General features: G+C 40.4%; 16 protein-coding genes, 1 tRNA gene and 3 pseudogenes. 11 read left to right on the top strand and 9 right to left on the bottom strand.

Annotation, left to right across the window (positions count from 1 at the left end; genetic code table 11):
- Window positions 1–113 precede the first annotated feature (113 nt).
- The 7 genes and pseudogenes from ACM0OP_RS17475 to alr all read right to left on the bottom strand — a co-directional run bounded on the left by ACM0OP_RS17475 (window position 114) and on the right by alr (window position 4,825).
- On the bottom strand, window positions 114–611 hold the full coding sequence (locus tag ACM0OP_RS17475) for a chemotaxis protein CheW (protein WP_414529694.1): 498 nt from the start codon (window positions 609–611) through the stop codon (window positions 114–116).
- A 4-nt stretch (window positions 612–615) separates the two neighbouring features.
- Window positions 616–993 (bottom strand): response regulator transcription factor, encoded by a 378-nt coding sequence (locus ACM0OP_RS17470; RefSeq protein WP_414529692.1) that lies wholly within the window; start codon window positions 991–993, stop codon window positions 616–618.
- A 68-nt stretch (window positions 994–1,061) separates the two neighbouring features.
- On the bottom strand, window positions 1,062–2,096 hold the full coding sequence (locus ACM0OP_RS17465; RefSeq protein WP_414529691.1) for a response regulator: 1,035 nt from the start codon (window positions 2,094–2,096) through the stop codon (window positions 1,062–1,064).
- A gap of 632 nt (window positions 2,097–2,728) precedes the next feature.
- Window positions 2,729–2,948, bottom strand: a pseudogene (locus tag ACM0OP_RS17460) (transposase); the annotation flags it as partial.
- 3 nt (window positions 2,949–2,951) lie between these two features.
- Window positions 2,952–3,240, bottom strand: a pseudogene (locus tag ACM0OP_RS17455) (transposase); the annotation flags it as partial.
- 236 nt (window positions 3,241–3,476) lie between these two features.
- Window positions 3,477–3,558 (bottom strand) — tRNA-Leu (locus ACM0OP_RS17450).
- A gap of 79 nt (window positions 3,559–3,637) precedes the next feature.
- Window positions 3,638–4,825 carry an alanine racemase gene (alr, locus tag ACM0OP_RS17445; protein ID WP_414529688.1) on the bottom strand — a complete coding sequence of 396 codons (1,188 nt, stop codon included), beginning with the start codon at window positions 4,823–4,825 and terminating at the stop codon, window positions 3,638–3,640.
- A 398-nt stretch (window positions 4,826–5,223) separates the two neighbouring features.
- On the opposite strand from alr, the gene ACM0OP_RS17440 reads away from it, so the two are divergent.
- From ACM0OP_RS17440 to ACM0OP_RS17395, 10 genes are all read left to right on the top strand, one after another.
- The gene (locus tag ACM0OP_RS17440) at window positions 5,224–5,721 is read left to right on the top strand and encodes an HNH endonuclease (RefSeq protein WP_414529687.1); all 498 of its coding nucleotides are present in this window, start codon (window positions 5,224–5,226) and stop codon (window positions 5,719–5,721) included.
- Between the two features lie 593 nt (window positions 5,722–6,314).
- Entirely contained in the window at window positions 6,315–7,601 is a 1,287-nt protein-coding gene (locus ACM0OP_RS17435) for a DHH family phosphoesterase (protein WP_414529686.1), read from the top strand.
- A 180-nt stretch (window positions 7,602–7,781) separates the two neighbouring features.
- Window positions 7,782–8,027: a hypothetical protein gene (locus ACM0OP_RS17430; protein ID WP_414529685.1), complete on the top strand. Its 246-nt coding sequence runs from the start codon at window positions 7,782–7,784 to the stop codon at window positions 8,025–8,027.
- Window positions 8,028–8,156: 129 nt separating this feature from the next.
- Window positions 8,157–8,651, top strand: coding sequence for a phosphohistidine phosphatase SixA (sixA, locus tag ACM0OP_RS17425; RefSeq protein WP_414529684.1), 495 nt, complete (start codon window positions 8,157–8,159; stop codon window positions 8,649–8,651).
- A gap of 111 nt (window positions 8,652–8,762) precedes the next feature.
- Entirely contained in the window at window positions 8,763–9,899 is a 1,137-nt protein-coding gene (locus ACM0OP_RS17420) for a citrate synthase (protein WP_414529683.1), read from the top strand.
- Window positions 9,900–10,241: 342 nt separating this feature from the next.
- Window positions 10,242–11,360: an NADH-quinone oxidoreductase subunit NuoH gene (nuoH, locus tag ACM0OP_RS17415; protein ID WP_414529682.1), complete on the top strand. Its 1,119-nt coding sequence runs from the start codon at window positions 10,242–10,244 to the stop codon at window positions 11,358–11,360.
- An 81-nt stretch (window positions 11,361–11,441) separates the two neighbouring features.
- Window positions 11,442–12,032: an NAD(P)H-quinone oxidoreductase subunit I gene (gene ndhI / locus ACM0OP_RS17410; RefSeq protein ID WP_414529681.1), complete on the top strand. Its 591-nt coding sequence runs from the start codon at window positions 11,442–11,444 to the stop codon at window positions 12,030–12,032.
- A gap of 112 nt (window positions 12,033–12,144) precedes the next feature.
- Window positions 12,145–12,759: an NADH-quinone oxidoreductase subunit J gene (locus tag ACM0OP_RS17405; RefSeq protein WP_414529680.1), complete on the top strand. Its 615-nt coding sequence runs from the start codon at window positions 12,145–12,147 to the stop codon at window positions 12,757–12,759.
- An 87-nt stretch (window positions 12,760–12,846) separates the two neighbouring features.
- On the top strand, window positions 12,847–13,152 hold the full coding sequence (gene nuoK / locus ACM0OP_RS17400; protein WP_006199065.1) for an NADH-quinone oxidoreductase subunit NuoK: 306 nt from the start codon (window positions 12,847–12,849) through the stop codon (window positions 13,150–13,152).
- A gap of 6 nt (window positions 13,153–13,158) precedes the next feature.
- Window positions 13,159–14,079: an NAD(+) kinase gene (locus ACM0OP_RS17395; protein ID WP_414529679.1), complete on the top strand. Its 921-nt coding sequence runs from the start codon at window positions 13,159–13,161 to the stop codon at window positions 14,077–14,079.
- A gap of 790 nt (window positions 14,080–14,869) precedes the next feature.
- Here the strand turns inward: ACM0OP_RS17395 and ACM0OP_RS17390 are convergent.
- On the bottom strand, window positions 14,870–16,198 hold the full coding sequence (locus ACM0OP_RS17390; RefSeq protein WP_414529678.1) for a hybrid sensor histidine kinase/response regulator: 1,329 nt from the start codon (window positions 16,196–16,198) through the stop codon (window positions 14,870–14,872).
- Window positions 16,195–19,341, bottom strand: coding sequence for a GAF domain-containing protein (locus ACM0OP_RS17385; RefSeq protein ID WP_414529677.1), 3,147 nt, complete (start codon window positions 19,339–19,341; stop codon window positions 16,195–16,197). Before ACM0OP_RS17385 ends, ACM0OP_RS17390 begins: the two co-directional genes overlap by 4 nt.
- 423 nt (window positions 19,342–19,764) lie before the next feature.
- On the opposite strand from ACM0OP_RS17385, the pseudogene ACM0OP_RS17380 reads away from it, so the two are divergent.
- Window positions 19,765–20,009, top strand: a pseudogene (locus tag ACM0OP_RS17380) (hypothetical protein); the annotation flags it as partial.

Below are 20,009 nucleotides of genomic sequence, written 5' to 3'. Positions count from 1 at the left end.
GAGGATGTAAATGTAGTAGTTCTCAGTTGACTGAGATTGAATCCTACCCCAACCCCATCCCCCCTTGTTACTTCTCTCCGCCAAGAGGAAGAAACTTATGGTGTTACTAGCACCTAATTACTGTGAAAAAGCGGAGAATGTACTAGAGATTTAGCATCTAAAACCAGTAATATTTCTGGTAATTGCTGCACACATCCGCTTAAATAAGGCACTAAACTAGATGCTACTTGTCCTACAGGAGACTGAATACTGTCAGGCATAAACTTAGTCACACCTTTGATATCATGGACAACCAAACCTAAAAGTAGCGATTCCACCTGAATCACTACAATCTTATATTGCTTTAATCTACCCTCTAAAGATTCTAAATTCAGCATTTTGGGTAAATCAATTGCCCAAATAACGCGACTCCGCCAATTCATTAATCCTAATATACAAGGTAGCATATTTGGCATAGAAGTTACCAGTTCAACTGGTAACATGACAGCTTCTTGGGCATAATTCATTGATAAAATAGCCGGAGTTTGTTCATTTAAGTAAAACTTCAGATAGCTATTTTCTAAGTTAGCCTTAACAGACTGTTGCTCAACAATAATTCTGGAATTATTCATGAGTTTAACCCGCCAGTGATTTAATAGCCAGCAATAGCTGTTCTTTTGTATAGGGCTTAGTCAAATAGATATCAGCCCCTTGTCGCATTGCCCATAATTTATCAATCTCTTGATTTTTAGAACTGCAAATAACTATTGGTAATTTTTGAGTCATCGGATTTTTTTTCAGACAACGGCACAGCTCAAATCCACTCATTCCAGGCATAACTACATCAGTAACAATTAAGTCTATTTTTTCGGAAGAAATTTTATTCAAAGCCTCTTTTGCATTAGCAGCCTTAATTACTTTGTAACCACTATCTTGGAGATAATAGCTCATCAGTTCTAATTCACTAAGTGAATCATCTACAATTAAAACTTTGTAAAATAAAGTCATACTCACGATCCTACCTCCTGATTTAAAAAACTATCTATAAATAAAACTCAATTCTCTTCATGGAAATACCCAAACTAATTCATATATTTTGACACCATTTTTAGTAACTCTTGCTGTGTAAAAGGCTTAGTTAAATAACCAGAGGATCTGACCATTTTAGCCTTAGCCTTGTCGATAAATCCAGTTCTGCCTGTCACCATAATAATGGGGGTATCCTTTAAACCAGAATGCTTTCTTAATAAAGAACACAATTCATAGCCATCTAAATTCGGCATGGTGACATCTAGTAAAATTAAGTCGGGTTTACTCCGCAGAATTTGCATTAACGCTTTCACCGGATCATTAATTGTAACTACTGAAAATTTACTATCATCTAAAAATATTTTGATAGAATTTAATACAGTTTGACTATCATCAATACAGGCAATTGTGTACAGCCTATTTTTCACAAGCTGCTGCGAATTTGGGTAGTTACTGTTGTCAGGATTTTCTAGCTTTCTGGCTGGAGAAAACTGTTGAATATTCGGAGTATTTCCTATCCGTACAAGTGGACTACTGTTAACTTCTGGCTGGATATTTAACCGATTTCGTAACTGCTTTTGACAGGATTCTACTAATGACTGTAAATCTAAATGGCAAAATTTTGGTAATTCATCCCAAGTATTATCCAGGGAAAATTCATAATTTCCTGCTGTTAACACCAGAAATGTTGCTAAAACTTCTTTCCCTAATTCACTTATCAGTGTTTCTGCTTGGTTAGGAGTAATATGTTTGTGCTTTATCAACCAGCAAATTGCCTGATAATCTGCGTACAACATCGATTGATTTTGATTTTTTGCTTCAAACATCAGTCGCATTTGCGAACGAGTTGCACTTTCAACAGTGGTATTTTTTTGACTCAACCGTTGTAAATGATTATCCAAACGGTCAAAGAGACTTTCAGAATAAGTGGCGTAGGTTAGTTTACCATTTTCTAAATGAATTGACCAAGTGTCGGTTTGAGCAGATACCCGTAAGCAACCAGTAGCATGGCGCTTAGTTAGTTGCGCTAGTAAAGATACAGGATGTAGTTTCTGAAGTAAGTAGCCACTTAAATGAGTCGTGTTCATTTTGTTTGTATTTCTTCAGCTAAAGTTGGGCGGTAGCTGGGTTAATATTCCCAATACAGTTTAACTAATAGTTCTTGGTATTATATATTACAAATTTTTAACGGTGAAGTTGATAATTAAACTCAATGAAAACGAGGTTTTTAGGACTTACGCACTGTACAAATTTATCATCTTGTGTGTCAACGAAAACACGTCGTTTTAGGCTGTGATCAATCATCCTTTGATAAATAGCGATCGCCTAAAAAGTATCGAAAAATCAAGGTTTAATGCCTGAAATACATATCATACATTTGGTTTTCCTGTCAATGCGTAACTCCTAGTTTTTTAGATTATGACACTTAATCCCGGATTTCTCACAAGAGAAAAAAATCATTCATGAAGGGCAATATCAAGGACAGTTTATTTAATACATAATTAACAAAGCTGGCAAAAGAAAATATCCTAAGTATTTTTTGATTAATATTGTTAAATATAAGGCATTATTTATTGAATATGTACCGAAGAAATATTTTAGTAGTGAAATAAGACATCTCAAAATAGACTTGAGAAAAACTTTTTCTCAAGTCTAACTTTTAGCGAACAATTCACGAATAATTGCCCCAAGAGAATTAACCGTAATTTAGTAATAATTGTCAGCGACGGTAGGCAGCAGCATAGATATGCTTGTAGGGACAAGAACTATTAATCACAATTAAAACTCGCCGCGTACTCACAGTAATCAATGCTCCTAATTTCAATAATTTGGTACGTTCGCGTAGCGTGGCGTAGCCATATAGTTCCAACTTGAGCATTTTGTAATTCGGTTTTAACCAAACATTGGCTTCGTAACGCATTCATTAAAATGTAACCGATAAATGTACTTTTACCTGCCAATATAACGGGTTGATTTTTTTTGACCTATTCTTTTTTTTAGAGCTAAAGCAAACATTGGATCATGACGTAAACTGCGATTCTGCTCTCGGTAATCTTGGAAACATTGAGCTAATCTTGATGTGATTTGCCGTTTTCGATCTATATCCGCAATTAAGCTTAATCCGGCATCAGATGTGACTAACCCACCCTGGAAATTTACTACTACTGGCGGTAATTTTTCTTGTTCAAAAGTGAACTGTTTTGGTATACAATCTGTTATGATTGGGGTCATGCTTTTTAACTGCTGAAATGCTTTGTATATATACATTTTCGCAGTTTTTGACCCCTTTTTTTGATTTCTTTGTGAGAAATCGGGGGTAAGGCGATCGCATACTATCTTCTTTCTCCTGACTCCCAGAGTATCCAAAGGTGAGGAGTTCAAATATATTAATACTTTGGCAACAAAAAATATATGTAAAGTTAAAACCTCCAAGAAATAATTCTTGGAGGTGAATCAACTCTTCAAAATGCGGATGAAAGGACTTGAACCTTCACTCCTTGCGGAACTAGAACCTAAATCTAGCGCGTCTGCCAATTTCGCCACATCCGCATCAGTATCTAATACTAGCACAAAAAAAATTATATGGGAAGAGGAAAAGAGAAAATCATTTTCCCCATGCCCTATATCTTCACATTACTGCCACACGAGGCAAACGATGCTTAAATCCGCAGAGAATTTCCCAAGAAATAGTGTTTAATTTTTCCGCCCAATCATTAGCCGAAATTTGTTCTCGTCCTTGTTGTCCCAGGAGGGTAACTACTTCTCCAGCTTGTAAATCGGGAATAGCGCTGACATCTAGCATTAACTGATCCATAGTAATTGTGCCAATTTGTGGCACGCGCTGACCACGAATTAACACTTGCATTTTCTGGGAAAGATGGCGCGCAACTCCATCAGCGTAACCAATACCAACCACCGCTAGGCGCATTTCCTGGGGTGAAATAAATTGTTGTCCGTAACTCACTCCAGTAGCTGCGGCGATTGTTTTGACTTGAGTTACTCGCGCCTTCAGTTGCAAAACTGGCTTGAGGTTAATTGTATTTTGTAGATGAGTGGCTGGATAAAGTCCATAGATAGCTAACCCGACACGTACAATGTCGTAATGTAACGCCGGATTGGTGAGTGTGGCGGCTGAGTTAGCTAAGTGTAAGCAAGGTGGATGAATACCGATGCTTTTTAGTTGGGCGATCGCCCACTCAAATCGTTTATGCTGTTCTTGCATAAATCTGGTATCTATATCATCCGCCGTAGCCAAGTGAGAATAAATGCTGGCAATATTAAGGTGAGGTAAGTTTTTCACCAACTGGACGAACTCCACAGCATCTTCCCAGTTAGTCCCCAAGCGAGACATTCCCGTGTCTAATTTAATGTGTACGGGTAGAGGAGAGCCATCATTAATGGTTTCTAAAATATTGGAAAAAATTAGGGCTTGTTGAGGACTGCACAAAGTTGGCTGGAGTTTCCAGTGAGCGATCGCCTGAATTTGCTCTGGTGTGTGGGCTGCACCTAAAATCAAAATAGGAGCTTTGATCCCACCTTGCCTTAATTGAATCCCCTCTGGAACAGTAGCCACACCTAGCCAACGCGCTCCTGATTCCAGTGCTGTTTGAGCCACCGTCACAGATCCATGTCCGTAAGCATCAGCTTTTACCACAGCCATCAATTGAGTCCGTGGCGATAAAAACTGGACTAATTGCCGGATATTATGAGATAACGCCCCTAAATCAATTTCCACCCAAGCCCGTTGGGAGAACCAAGCATAAGCATCACACTGTTGTTGGTCAGTAAAGGTAGGGGTTTCCTTGCCACTTAACATTTTCTATACTCCTATCACACCACTCTTGAGCTTCAGTGATCCTCTATAAATTTTTATTCACACTGTTAGCAGCGACATCAGAGTTAATCAGGAAGTTTACGTCGATTAGGGACTTTATACAAGAGGGACAAACTAATTCGTAATTCGTAATTCGTAATTATTGGGTCAACTCTTAGATTTGCCTATTTTCCCCCTACTCCTAGTGATTGTTTTCAAACCCAACCTACTTCTAGACTTTGAAAACACGCCCCAGTCCCCAGTCCCCAGTCCCCAGTCCCCAGTCCCCAGTCCCCAGTCCCCAGTCCCCAAATCATTCCGAAAGTATAAATTATTCTCATCTCCCCAGAAGAATATATTTGTGTTAATATATGTAAAACTAATACCTCGAGCGTTAACCCATGGGGAAGGTTTTAGTCCTAAACGCGTCTTACGAACCGCTCAACATCACTAGTTGGCGACGAGCTGCGATTCTGCTCATTAAAGGCAAAGCGGAACGCATAGAGCATAATGGTAAGTTTCTGTATTCAGATTTTCCTCTACCGACTGTAATTCGGTTGCGCCATTACGTGCGCGTACCCTACAAGGAAATTCCTCTCACTCGCCGAAATATCCTGCACCGTGACAGCCACTCCTGTCAGTACTGCGGTTATACCGGGGACGAATTAACATTAGATCATGTAATACCGCGATCGCGTGGGGGAGGCGACACCTGGGAAAACATTGTTACAGCCTGTGTCCGTTGTAATGTCAAAAAAGGGAACCGCACACCCTACGAAGCCCATATGCCTTTGCGTCATCCTCCAAGGCAACCTTATAGTAGCCTTTATTTTGAGGTGAGTAAACATCTCAAGAGTGGACTACATAACGAGTGGCAAAAATATGTAATTGGTCTTTGAGGCTACCAGAGTAAGTTTTAAAAGCTGCCATCATGCTCACCCGTTAAGGGTGTGAAATTCATGCTGTGCTTTAAACACGATCAATCACAATTTTTAGCCTTGGGGTAGTGACAGCGACTGACAGCGCTTAATAGCCCGCAAACAGATCATGCAACCCTTGAGATTAGGGACTTTTCTGGCTTGAAAAAATTGGGCTACAAAGAATCTAGGATGCTTTGCTGCATCTATGGGATGATTATGTCCAATTTTCAGAAAAAATATTTAGAAGGTATTTATCCTACCCCAAAATATTGTAAAATAACACAATGAGTCCGAAATATTCCGGTAAAACTAGGGATATAGTCACAAACTCTTGTGGTAGTTAAAAATACAGATCATCTTTGAAATTACAAATCTTTATCTTCACTTGATCAGGCAATTTGCAGAAAATAGCAGATTGCTGACTAATAAAATGGCGAAAAATAGACCCATATAAGTATGCCAACAACCCTATATTTTTGCCAAGATCAGAATCTGTCTCCCAAACAGATTAATGTTGGTTGTATTATTTCTTTACAAATCAATGGAGGCTCACACGTATCAAGATGTCCCCTATGCAATTGAATTCTTCCTTAAAGCCATCAGAAAGCTTTTTATTAACCACAGAACCGAGCCAAGAGGACGCTGATATAGACAAAAGAGCAGGGGAGGCTTCATTCAATCAGCCATCCTTATTATCAGCCAATGGCGAACCAGGAAATGGTAAAAATGGAGGTCAACGGCTAAATTCCTTGGCTTTTCATAAATCTGAGGAACTGCAAAAAATCCTTTTAGCACACCGACATGAGCGTCATCTGGTAATTTTACAAGATTTCCCAGATCCAGATGCCCTATCTTGTGCTTGGACTTACCAATTAATAGTTCAGCAATATGATATCAAGTGCGAGATTATTTATGCAGGTACTCTCAGTCATCAGGAAAATATCGCCTTAGTTAAACTTACAGGATTACCCGCACAGCGCTGGACATCCCAAGTGCTGAAAACTAAAGATTTGTCATCCTATCAAGGCTGTATTTTAATTGACAACCAGGGAACTACAAGTCAACTAATGACAGCCGTACAGCAGGCCGGAATCCCCATAATTGCCGTCATTGACCATCATACTTTACAGGCGGAACACAAGTCAGAGTTTGTTGATGTTCGTCCGAATGTGCGAGCCACCTCAACAATTTTTACTCAGTATCTGCAATCCGGTTTACTAGCCTTAGATAGCAGCATCGGCCAACACGTCAAATGTGCTACAGCTTTAATGCATGGGTTGCGGTCAGATACCAATCGACTGATGCAAGCCCAAGAAGAAGATTTCATGGCGGCAGCATATCTGAGTCGATTTTATGATGCTCAACTGCTGAATGCCATTTTACAGGCAAATCGTTCTAAACGGGTAATGGATGTGATTGAGCGATCGCTGAAAAATCGCATCGTCCAAAATAACTTTTCCATTGCTGGTGTTGGTTATCTGCGCTACGAAGACCGCGATGCTATCCCCCAAGCGGCTGATTTTCTAGTTAGTGAAGAAAACGTTCATACCGCAGTAGTTTTTGGTATTGTTCACGACGAAGACGAGCTAGAAGTAGTTATTGGCTCCTTGAGAACAGCTAAACTTACCCTTGACCCGGATGAGTTTATCAAAGAAGCTTTTGGACAAGATAACACAGGTAGATTTTTTGGCGGTGGACGTACAGGCGCAGGTGGTTTTGAAATTCCTATGGGTTTTCTGTCTGGTAGTAACGAAAATTCATCCTATGCCAAACTCAAATGGGAAGTGTATGATTCTCAAATCAAGCAAAAGCTACTGAAGTTAGTCAATCCTCAAGATAACCCTATTCAGTCTGAGTAATGGTGTATTTTTAGTGTAAGGTGTCCTCAGTAATATCAACTAATCGAAACCTACTCAAAATATTGACTTAGTGGGGGTTGGCTGCAAATGCTCTGAGTACCAAGAGTAAAGCCGAACCCCTATTCTAAGATTGATATAACTTTAGACCGATATCAGTTCTGCTTTGTGAGATGTATAAAAATGTTACAGCCAGAATTGTTGAATGAGTTTTTATCCCTTCCTGCTGAAGCACAGCGTCAAGTTATAGACTTTATTGCTTTCTTACGACAAAGATATGCAGTAGTTGAACCTGCTTCGCAGTCATCAGACGATAATTTTATTAATCATAGTTTTATTGGGATGTGGAGCGATCGCCAAGATTTAACTGACAGCACTGCTTGGGTGCGTGGTGTTCGAGAACGTGAATGGTCAGATTCCCATGATTAACTTAACCATCATTGATACTGATATTCTCATCGTCTGGAATTACCCGTTTATCAGTAAAAATCAAAGGGATTACAGGTTTATTGAAAATTTAAAGCTATTACCATATCCATAACAGCATTCAAAAAAAATATGGAAATATACTTAATTCGTCATGGTATCGCTGAAGAGAGGCAACCAGAGATCAAAGATGAAGAGCGATCGCTTACTAAAGAAGGACGACAAAAAACTGAAAAAGTTGCCCAGAGAATTAAAAAACTCGGTTTAGAATTTAATATCATCGTCACAAGTCCCTTAGTTAGAGCGCGCCAAACAGCAGAAATTCTCGTAGCCGCAGAACTCAGTAACGCCTGGGAAGAATCCACACATCTAGCCCCCAACGGCAATATTGACAGTTGGCTCAACTACTGGTTAACACCCAAAAATTATCCCCAAAACACCCAAATAGCTCTAGTAGGACATGAACCTGATTTAAGCAGTTGGGCAGAAATTCTCCTGTTGGGAGAAGTTAAACACAGTTTAGTCTTGAAAAAAGCAGGTATGATCGGGATAAAACTACCAGAAATAGGTTCACCTTTGGGTAATAGTCAAATGTTTTGGTTGACACCCCCCAAGTACCTGCTGTAACAGTTTTTCAACATTTTTCTATAAATGTTGTGACATCAGTAACTGTGACAGCGACAATGATTTCTGGTAAGTTACCGTGTTCAGATATTTCAACAAGCAAATGGTGTTGCCATGATGGTGTGCGAATACAAGCCTGGTTTAGAAGGCATTCCCGCCGCCCAATCGAGTATTAGTCATGTTGATGGGCAGAAGGGAATTCTAGAATATCGTGGCATCCGGATTGAAGAACTAGCAGCAAAAAGTTCATTTCTGGAAACTGCTTATCTCTTAATCTGGGGTGAACTGCCAAGTAAAGAAGAATTGGAAACGTTTGAGCATGAGATTCGTTACCACCGACGCATAAAATATCGCATTCGGGACATGATGAAATGCTTCCCCGAAAGCGGACACCCAATGGATGCCCTACAAGCCTCAGCTGCGGCTTTAGGTTTATTTTATGCCCGCCGGGACTTACACAATCCAGTCTATATTCGGGATGCCGTAGTTCGCTTATTAGCGACTATTCCCACAATGGTAGCCGCATTTCAGTTAATGCGAAAAGGCAACGATCCCGTAAAGCCTCGTGATGACTTAGACTACGCCGCCAACTTTCTCTATATGCTGAATGAGAAAGAACCAGATCCCTTAGCGGCCAAAATTTTTGACATCTGCTTGATTCTTCACGTTGAGCATACAATGAACGCTTCCACTTTCAGTGCCAGGGTGACAGCCTCCACTTTAACCGACCCCTACGCCGTCGTCGCTAGTGCAGTAGGAACTTTAGGCGGTCCTCTACATGGTGGAGCTAACGAAGAAGTAATTCAGATGTTAGAAGAAATTGGCACAGTGGAAAATGTCCGGCCTTATGTAGACAACTTACTACAACGAAAAGCTAAGATTATGGGCTTTGGACACCGTGTTTACAAAGTCAAAGATCCACGAGCCACAGTCTTACAAAACTTGGCAGAACAATTATTTGCCAAATTTGGCCATGACGAATACTACGACATTGCCCTAGAAATGGAAAAAGTCGTAGCCGAAAAACTTCCTGGCAAAGGGATTTATCCCAATGTTGACTTTTATTCTGGTTTAGTGTACAGGAAAATGGGAATCCCCACAGACCTATTTACACCAATATTTGCGATCGCCCGCGTTGCAGGTTGGCTAGCCCACTGGAAAGAACAACTCGCAGAAAACCGCATCTTCCGACCCACCCAGATTTATAACGGTAAGCATGAAGTTACGTACCAACCCATAGATCAGCGTTAACTAGCCGTTAGACTCTCAGAAACACAAAACCATTGCCACAAAGTCGGCAACAGATTTATCATGCCTTGTTAGGCAAAACTCAGCCCATCAGGGGGATGTAGAGGATCTTTCTCCTCCCCCATCTTCTCAAGCCCAAAAAATTCCAATCCTGACCATAAGTAGAACTTCTTGTATAGCTGCAAGGGCTGAAAACCATCCGACGATATACTAGGCATGGGAATTAGCAAAAATCTGCAATCAAACGTCTTCATCACACCATAAAAGAATGAAGCATGAAGGAGCCGAAAATTACACTTGATAACTTCACACTTCATACTTCAGTTCACCTAAAAGAGCGGAAACATGAATTCAGGAATTGACCTCCAAGGAACGTTTATTCAATCCGTCATGGATTTAGGCATACCAGCCGGCGCAGCCAAAGCCCTATGGATGCCTTTACCAATGATACTCATGCTCATTGGAGCCACCGTAGGCGTACTAGTCTGTGTTTGGCTAGAACGGAAAATTTCCGCATCAGTACAGCAGCGCATTGGCCCAGAATTTATCGGACCCTTTGGACTACTAGCCCCAGTAGCCGATGGCCTCAAGTTGGTGTTTAAAGAAGATATCGTCCCCGCCAAAGCCGACCCTTGGTTATTTACCATTGGCCCCATCTTAGTTGTACTACCAGTATTTCTGTCCTATTTAATCGTCCCCTTCGGACAGAATATTGTCATAACCAACGTTGGCATGGGAATCTTCTTATGGATTGCCTTTTCTAGCATTGCCCCCATAGGCTTATTAATGGCTGGTTACGCATCCAACAACAAATATTCCCTCATCGGTGGCTTACGGGCTGCCGCACAGTCCATTAGCTACGAAATTCCCCTATCCTTAAGCGTGTTAGCTGTAGTCATGATGTCTAACAGTCTCAGCACCATTGATATTGTTAACCAACAATCTGGGTATGGCATCCTTGGCTGGAACATTTGGCGACAACCAGTAGGCTTACTCATTTTTTGGATAGCCGCCCTAGCAGAATGCGAACGCCTACCCTTTGACTTACCAGAAGCAGAAGAAGAAATCGTCGCTGGTTATCAAACCGAATACTCAGGGATGAAATTCGCGCTGTTTTACCTCAGTTCCTACGTCAATTTAGTGCTTTCAGCCCTAATGGTAGCAGTTTTATACCTGGGTGGTTGGGACTTTCCCATTCCCGTGGAAGTCATTGCTAATTGGCTTGGAATTAGTGAACTTGATCCAGTATTGCAAGTAGCAACTGCATCTTTAGGTATCGTCATGACCCTAATCAAAGCCTACTTGCTAGTATTTATCGCCATCTTATTGCGTTGGACAGTACCACGGGTGCGGATTGACCAATTGCTAGATTTAGGATGGAAGTTTTTGTTACCCCTAGCTTTGGTTAATCTTCTAGTAACCGCAGCGCTGAAACTTGCCTTTCCCGTTGCCTTTGGTGGCTAAACCAATTTGAGATTTTAGGTTTTAGATTGAATCTGAAATCTAAAATCCGCAACCCTCAATTGAAAAGAGAGAGACACGAAAATGCTAAAGTTCCTCAAACAAGTCGGTGATTACGCCAAAGAAGCAGTACAAGCCGGACGTTACATCGGCCAAGGATTAGCCGTTACCTTTGACCACATGCAGCGTCGCCCTGTCACCGTCCAATATCCTTACGAAAAACTAATTCCTGGCGAACGGTTTCGCGGTAGGATTCACTACGAATTTGATAAATGTATCGCCTGTGAAGTCTGTGTTCGGGTTTGTCCCATCAATCTCCCCGTCGTCGATTGGGAATTTGAGAAAGCCAGCAAAAAGAAAAAACTCAAACACTACAGCATTGACTTTGGAGTTTGTATCTTTTGCGGCAACTGTGTAGAATATTGCCCAACTAACTGTCTATCAATGACAGAAGAATATGAGCTATCTACTTATGATCGCCATGAACTCAACTATGACAGCGTAGCACTAGGTCGTCTACCTTACAAAGTCACCAATGACCCAATGGTTACACCACTGCGCGAACTCGCTTACTTACCCAAAGGAGTCATGGAACCTCACAACCTACCTGCTGATGCGCCTCGTGCTGGTTCTCGTCCAGAAGACTTAGTAGAAACAGAACAGACCAGTGGCTAATACAGCTAGGCGGGATTCGTAATTCAAAAATAAAATGTTTTGAATCCTCTTGCGATCTCCGCTTTGCTGTAACACTTAACTATGTATTAGAAATCAAAAAGGATCGAAAAAAGTGAATCTAGCTGAAGGAGTACAGTTTGTAGCCTTAGCCATACTGGGCGCGATGATGATTGGAGCAGCTTTAGGAGTAGTCCTGTTCTCCAACGTCGTCTATTCTGCCTTTCTGCTGGGAGGCGTATTTATCAGCATGGCGGGAATTTACCTATTGCTCAATGGTGATTTTGTCGCAGCAGCACAAGTCTTAGTTTATGTTGGCGCAGTTAACGTCTTGATTTTGTTTGCCATTATGTTGGTGAACAAGCGTGAAGATTTCGCCCCATTTCCCAGTGCTGGACTGCGGAAAATATTGACCGGGTTAGTCAGTTTGGGATTATTTGGCTTGTTGAGCGTCATGGTATTAGGAACTCCTTGGGCATCCTCAACCCCTGGTGCGATCGCTCCCGAAAGTTCTATAGTTGTGATTGGTGAGCATTTCTTTACTGATTTTCTCCTACCCTTTGAACTAGCGTCAGTATTATTGTTGATAGCAATGGTCGGAGCCATCATTTTAGCCCGCCGGGAATATTTACCCACAGAACCAACATCTTCACAGTTGCCAGAAACAGTTTTGACTTTACCAGAACGCCCCAGAGACTTGGTATCGGCGGGTAGCGAAACAAAAGAGTAACGTTGGGGAAAACTTATTTTCCCAGGTAAAAAGCCATATTTTTTTATGGCTATGCCACCCAAGCTATCACAAGGAAAATCAGAATCTATGCAACTCCAATACTTTTTATTACTAGCAGCAGCTTTGTTCTGTATTGGCATTTATGGCTTAATTACTAGTCGTAATGCTGTACGCGTATTGATGTCCATTGAATTACTGCTGAATGCAGTTAATCTGAATTTAATGGCATTTTCCAACTTTCTGGATTCAACTTTAATTAAGGGTCAGGTATTCACCGTATTTGTGATTACCGTGGCAGCTGCTGAAGCGGCGGTGGGTTTAGCAATTGTGCTGGCTATTTATCGCAACCGCGACACCGTTGATATGGAGCAGTTTAATCTCCTGAAGTGGTAATTTTTCGTGCAACTCAAGCAGGTAATCATTGCTTATAAAGCACGAGATTCCCAGAGTAAACGCTGGGCAGAACTCTGTGCTAAACAACTAGAAAACCGCCATTGTCAAGTTTTAATGGGTCCCAGTGGGCCAAAAGATAACCCATACCCGGTATTTTTGGCTTCTGCAACCCAACCCATTGATTTGGCTTTGGTACTCGGCGGTGATGGGACTGTTTTAACCAGTGCTAGACATTTAGCCCCGGCTGGTATACCCATTCTGGGTGTGAATGTTGGCGGTCATCTCGGCTTCTTAACCGAGTCAGTAGATGAATTTGAAGATACAGAGAAGGTTTGGGATCGACTATTTGAAGATCGCTATGCTATCCAGCGACGGATGATGTTACAAGCGGCAGTCTATGAAGGTCATCGCACTAATTTGGAAGCTGTGACAGATCGCTACTTGGCTTTAAACGAATTTTGCGTTAAACCCGCTTCTGCTGACCGCATGATTACTTCTATTCTGGAAATGGAAATAGATGGTGAAGTAGTGGATCAATATGTGGGAGATGGTTTAATTATTTCCACTCCTACAGGTTCTACTGGTTATACTGTCTCGGCTAGTGGCCCCATTATGCACGATGGGATGGAAGCAGTTACCATTACTCCCATTTGTCCTATGAGTCTTTCTAGTCGCCCTCTGGTTTTGCCACCTGGTTCAGTGGTAAGCATTTGGCCTTTGGGAGACTATGATTTGAGTACAAAACTGTGGATGGATGGGGTGTTATCTACTTCAATTTGGCCAGGACATCGAGTTGATGTGCGTATGGCTGATTGCCGGGCAAAGTTTATTATTTTGCGAGAGAACAATTCATACTATCAGACACTGCGAGAAAAGTTACTTTGGGCTGGTACAAGGGTTCGCTACAGTAATAATCACCGTAATTGATTTATTTAGGTGTAGACAAAGCACTTTTGCTAGAAGTTGTCTGTGGAAATTAAGTTATCTCAGCCCCCTTAAATCTGGGGGTTTTTCAGTTTGGGGACTGGGGATTGGGGATTGGGGACTGGGGATTGGGGATTGGGGACTGGGGACTGGGGATTGGGTTTTATTATCTCTATTAGGATTGAGTTTGTACTGGTAAGTTAGTAGCATGACTTATAGCACTACGCATACACGTTAGGACATCATAATTTTGGTTTTAAGGGAACAAAGCCATATCTATCAGTTTGACACTCCCCACGATAAATCGCCAGGGATTCTTGGCTCAACGAAACCACTTAACCTAGAGTCCTTGCGTCATCTAGACCAGAGGTGGGATTCTCCCCAAGCGTTAATTCGGGTATGCCCTACCCTATTTGCATTAGTGCAAGTCCTGTTTTGTTTGAAACAATTTGTTTCAAAATGCTGATTCGTCTAGTCCCTATAAATCTTTTACCTACTGCTAGGAGGAAACTAGAATAATGCAGTAGAACCGCATAGATGAGGCAGTGCGGTCTTGGGGTTTCCCCAATTAGAGCAACTGCCGTTTAATTATCAAGGTATGGCTAACGCCAAGCTAGCGCTAACAGTGCTTTGTCTTTCGACGGCTAGGTTTTTTAAGTGGTTGATTACCTTTCCACTACAATTAGTATAGCAGCATACTGGTACACTAATGAATTAAAAGCCGTCCTAGAAGAACGGGGCTTTAAACCCAGTTTTTTGGTAATTTTGTGACTAAAACCTGTCTACAAGCGAATTATGAAAGATGATAGGGATGGGAATAAGATTTTGTATATGATTGATTTACCGGAATTTCAATTACAAATTCTGAGCCTCCTTCAGGACAAGAATGGTAGGTTAAACTACCTTGGTGAAATTCGGTGATGATTTGATAGCTGGTAAATAAACCTAGTCCTATTCCTGTACCCAGTGGTTTAGTGGTGAAAAATGGTTCAAATATTCGAGATTGGTGTTCTGGGGAAATTCCTGCACCATTATCTTTAATACTAATTCTGATTTGCTCTTGGTTTGTTGTGGATGTTGTCAGCCAGATTGTGGGTTTAAATGAATTTTTAGGTACTGAGTTGATTTTTAATTCTACCGCCTGAATCGCATTTTGGAAGATATTTAGTAAGGCTTGATTTAAGAGATTTGCTTGACCAATAAATTTAGAAATACTTTCATAGTTTTTGATGATACAAATTTTAAATGAACCATCCTTTGAAAGGAGTTTATAACCTAATATAGTCAGCAAACTTTCGATATTTTCTTGAATATCTATTGGTTTGATACCTGATTCATCGACGCGAGAAAAGATATGCATAGCATTGATCACCGAAAGAATCCGCTCAGATCCGGTATGTAGGGAGTGAATAACTTGACGGAAATCTGTAATTAAAAAATCTAATTCAATATATTTGACAAAGTTTTGAATTTCTGGGGTAGCATCTGGAAAGGCTTGTTGATAAAGCTCAATCAGAGTAATTAAGTTTTCACTATATTCAGATGCAGGTTTGAGATTACCCATAATAAAACTCAGGGGGTTGTTAATCTCATGAGAAATTCCGGCGGTAATTTGACAAGCACTAACTAGCTTTTCTTTTTGAACGAGTGTAGCTTCAGTTTTTTGTAGTTCTAGCATCATCCGTTCTATTTCTTGATTGCGATCGCGCAATTTTTTTTGTAATTTCTGTACCTTTAATTGAGTTTCTACTCTGACTAATATCTCTTCTAAATGAAATGGTTTGGTAATGTAGTCAATACCGCCGGCTTCAAAGGCTAAAACTTTGTCATTAACTTCATTTCCAGCGCTCAAAAAAATCACAGGAATTTCCGCAGTTTCCGGATCATTTTTGAGGTGTTGACAAACTTCATACCCGCTCATAATGGGCATATTAATATCTAAAAGTATTAAGTCCGGTGGCAAGGTTTTCACAGATGTTAATGCTGCTTTGCCATGAATAGCTTTGCGGACTTGATAGTTATGTTGAGATAAAAAATCGGATAAAAACCGAATGTTTTCCAATTTATCATCAACAATGAGAATGTCAGCGACAACTATTTCCTCTTTTATATAGGTTTTCATAACTTTTCTGACAAATTTACGACTTGTGTAAGTTCTATGATCTGATCAAATTGATATGTTTCAATTAATTGAGTTAAAGCGGCGATTAAACCTGTGTTTTCAGCAGGAATTTGAGCCACTAATTCCAGACTAGTGCTATCGTTTCCTTGGGCTGCGGCTAGGTGTAATTCGGTAATCCAACTAGCTGGCATAATGGCTAGAGATGCGCTGTCAAGGATGTAATTAGCTGTAGGGAAAGTCTCAGTTATGGTTGTATTTTCATATATGTATTCTAATTTTAGATGCTGGGCTAGGGTTTCTAAAATTTCTTCCCAACGAAATGGTTTGCTGACAAAATCATCGCAACCTGCATCTAAACATTCTTGCTTTTGTTCGGTAAAAGCGCTGGCTGTGAGAGCAATAATTTTTGTCGGTGTGGAAATTTCTCCGTTGTGATGGTTTAATTGTGCGGACAAGTCACGAATTTGCCGCGCTGCTTGATAACCATTAATAATCGGCATCCGCATATCCATGAAGATCAGATGAGGTTGCCATTCTTGCCATTGTGCGATCGCCTCTTGTCCATTTTCTGCTTCCTGCACAGCAAAACCAAAACGGCTCAAGATATTATTCATTAATAATCGATTGGCAGGATTATCTTCAGCGATTAAAATGCGATAATTACTTTGTCCAGTGGCAATACTAATGTTCTCCAAATTGGGAGAGGATAATTTGTCAATGGGTAAAATTTTCGGGACATCAATTTGAATATTAAACTTAAAACAAGTGCCTTTACCTAGTTGACTTTCTACAGTTATTTCACCACCCATTAATTGCACAAATTTTTGACTAATTCTTAATCCTAAACCTGTTCCTTCTTTGGATTGCTGTCCTGAGCGTGTTTGCTGAAATGCTTGAAATAGATGACCAATTTCTTCTGAGGCAATCCCATCTCCAGAATCCTCAATTTCAAAAAATAGATGGTGTATTTTGGGTAATCCTGATTGAGAGTTTCCAGGTAATTGCTGGTACTTAGCTCTGAGAGTTACCTGTCCTTTTTTAGTAAACTTGATGGCATTACCCAATAAATTAATTAGGATTTGACGCAGCTTGTGTTCATCAGTTTTAATGTATTGGGGTATGGTTGGCTCAAAATCAAATGTTAGTTGTAAGCCTTTGGAAATAGCTTTCAATTGCAGCATGGCTAACAAATTATGCAGTAAGTCATGCAAATCAAATTCTGATTCACATAAAATCATTCTGCCGGCTTCGATTTTGGACATTTCCAAAACATCATTAATTAGCCCTAACAGATGTTCGCCACTTTGGTTAATGATTTCTGTGTATCTCTGATGTTCTGGAGTCAAGGTTTGATCTCGTTGCATCAATTGGGTAAAACCTAAAATGGCGTTGAGTGGAGTGCGTAATTCGTGGCTCATATTGGCTAGAAACTCACTTTTGGCGAGGCTGGCGGCATCAGCTGCTTCTTTAGCAATTTTGAGTTCTGCGGCTTGTTCTTGGGTTTGGAAAAATAATTCCGCCTGTTGTACTGCTACTCCCAGTTGATTACTAATTTGGGTAACAATCTGAATTTCTGGATTTTGCCATTGTCGTGGTGTGCCATTTTGATAAACTGCCAATAAGCCCCAAAGTTGATGACCACAGAAAATAGGAGCGATGATATAAGCGCGTGCTTGTAATTGTTCTAATAGTTGGAGATAACAGTTATCAAATTCTGCGGTGTAAATGTCATTAACACAGTAATAGGTGGATTGTTCTTTACTGATTTTGCCGTCGTTTTCCTGGAAGTAAGTCTCACGGATTATGCCGTTGGAGTCGGCTAGTTCAAAAATTGAACAGTTGTTGTGATCTACGGCTACTTCTATGATTTTGCTATTTTGATCTGATGCTGGAATCACAGAACGCCAAGGTGTGGATACAGATTCAGCAACTAGTTCTCCACTCCAGTCTGGTTGAAAGCGATAAATTAAGACGCGATCGCATTCTACGGCTTGACGTAATTCGGCGGTGGTTGCTTGGAAAATGGATTCCAGATTCAGACTTTGACGCATTTGCTGAATGATATGGCTGGTGGCTTTTTCCCGTTCTGCCATTACCCTCATTGCGGCTTCTGTGGCAATTCTTTCTTGAATTTCGCTTTCGAGGGTGTGATTAACTTCCACAAGTTCTGCGGTGCGTTCTTCTACTCGAAATTCTAGTTGTTCATAAGCCTGCTTTTTCTCTTCTTCTGCCCATTTCCGTTGCAGTTCTACAGAAGCGCGTGCTGCAAAAACTTGTAATAGTGTTTTGGTACGTTCGCTGATTTCTAGGGGTTTAACATCGACAATACACAGGTTGCCAATAACATTTTCGTTTAAGTCCAGTAAGGGGACACCTATGTAACTCTCTGCCTCTAACTGCTCTAATAATAAGTTGTCAGGAAAAACATCTTGCAATCCACTACTATATGCACAAAGCATTTTCTGCTGAATCACTTTTTGGCAGGGGGTGTTAATTAGTTCATATTCAAAGTTTTCTCCTATATGATCTACTGCCCAAAAATTAATACTTTTAACTTTTTGTAAGGAATTATCAAGAGTGTGAAAAACGAAGGCATAAGTGACATCTAATGCCATTGCCAAATTCTCTACTAAGGCAGGGAAAAAATCATTCCCAGTGACAGAAGCTGTACCTGCAACGATCATTTCTAGGGTTTTTTCGGTGCTTTTGCGTTTTTCTATTTCTATTTGGAGTTCTTGGTTGATGGCTTCTAATTGTTCGGGCGATCGCAATGCTAAAAATTGTGGTAGTAGTTCCACCAGTTGCAATGCCGTATAACAAGAAACTAAGGCTGTGAGCGCTCTGATGATGCCTGATAACCAGTAATCTGGATGCCAGAGAGTCCATATATCCATCAAGTGTCCTGTACCACAGAGGATAATAAACGCGCCAAATAAGAGAAATACTTTGGAAAAGGGAATATCGCTGCGCTTATTGACAAAGTAGATGAGCATGATGGGAATGGAGAAATAGGCGATCGCAATCAACGCATCACTCAGCAAATGTAAGGCTACCAGAGGCTTTTGCCACAGATAGCAATGTCCATGAGGTATATATTGGGAAGATAAAAAATTATGCAATAAGAATGCCGATCCTGATTCCATAATGAAAATTTTTTGATATTTAGAATGAATTAAAACTTTAAATTTCTCTTTTTAGAGCGTAAATTGAAAACTGTCAATCAGCCATAGGTTATATTATTTTTCAATTTTCAATAGGTAAATGTCAGAAGTGTTGCTATCCGCAAATCTCCATCACGGGGATTGACAGAAATAAAATCATAATACTAACTGCAAAAACCATATTTTTACATTCCTTAATATAAGTATAACTAATTACTTTTATATGTACTGATCATTCCCTATCTAAATTTTGACACTAAAAACCATAACTTACTAGCACTGATAGAATTTTAAGCCCGCAACTTAAGTCTCTAAAATAGAAATTTATTTGGAAAAAGGAAAAAATTGTAAAATCAGGTAACAAATGATATTCAATGAGATCAGGTTTACACTATACCCTTGGCAATGTCGAATCATGATCAATCCGCAGAATTTCCAGTCCAGAAACGCAGGAGAGGTGTTGTTATCAGTTCTCAAGGTTGGCAAAGATTACAAGCCGCAGAGTATTTAGCCGCAGTGCGTGACAATGGAGGTAATTTATATACTTTAGAACAGTTGAGCGATCGCACGGGATTGAGTCCTAAAACTTTAACTAAACGTGAGTTCGACGGAGAGGAAGGGGCAAAAAGCTTGCTGTGTAAGAATTTGCT

Source organism: Nodularia chucula CCY0103 (assembly GCF_963923915.1).
GTDB lineage: Bacteria > Cyanobacteriota > Cyanobacteriia > Cyanobacteriales > Nostocaceae > Nodularia > Nodularia chucula.
The sequence above is the reverse complement of the archived record's forward strand: the minus strand, read 5'-3'. Positions and strand labels throughout refer to the sequence as shown.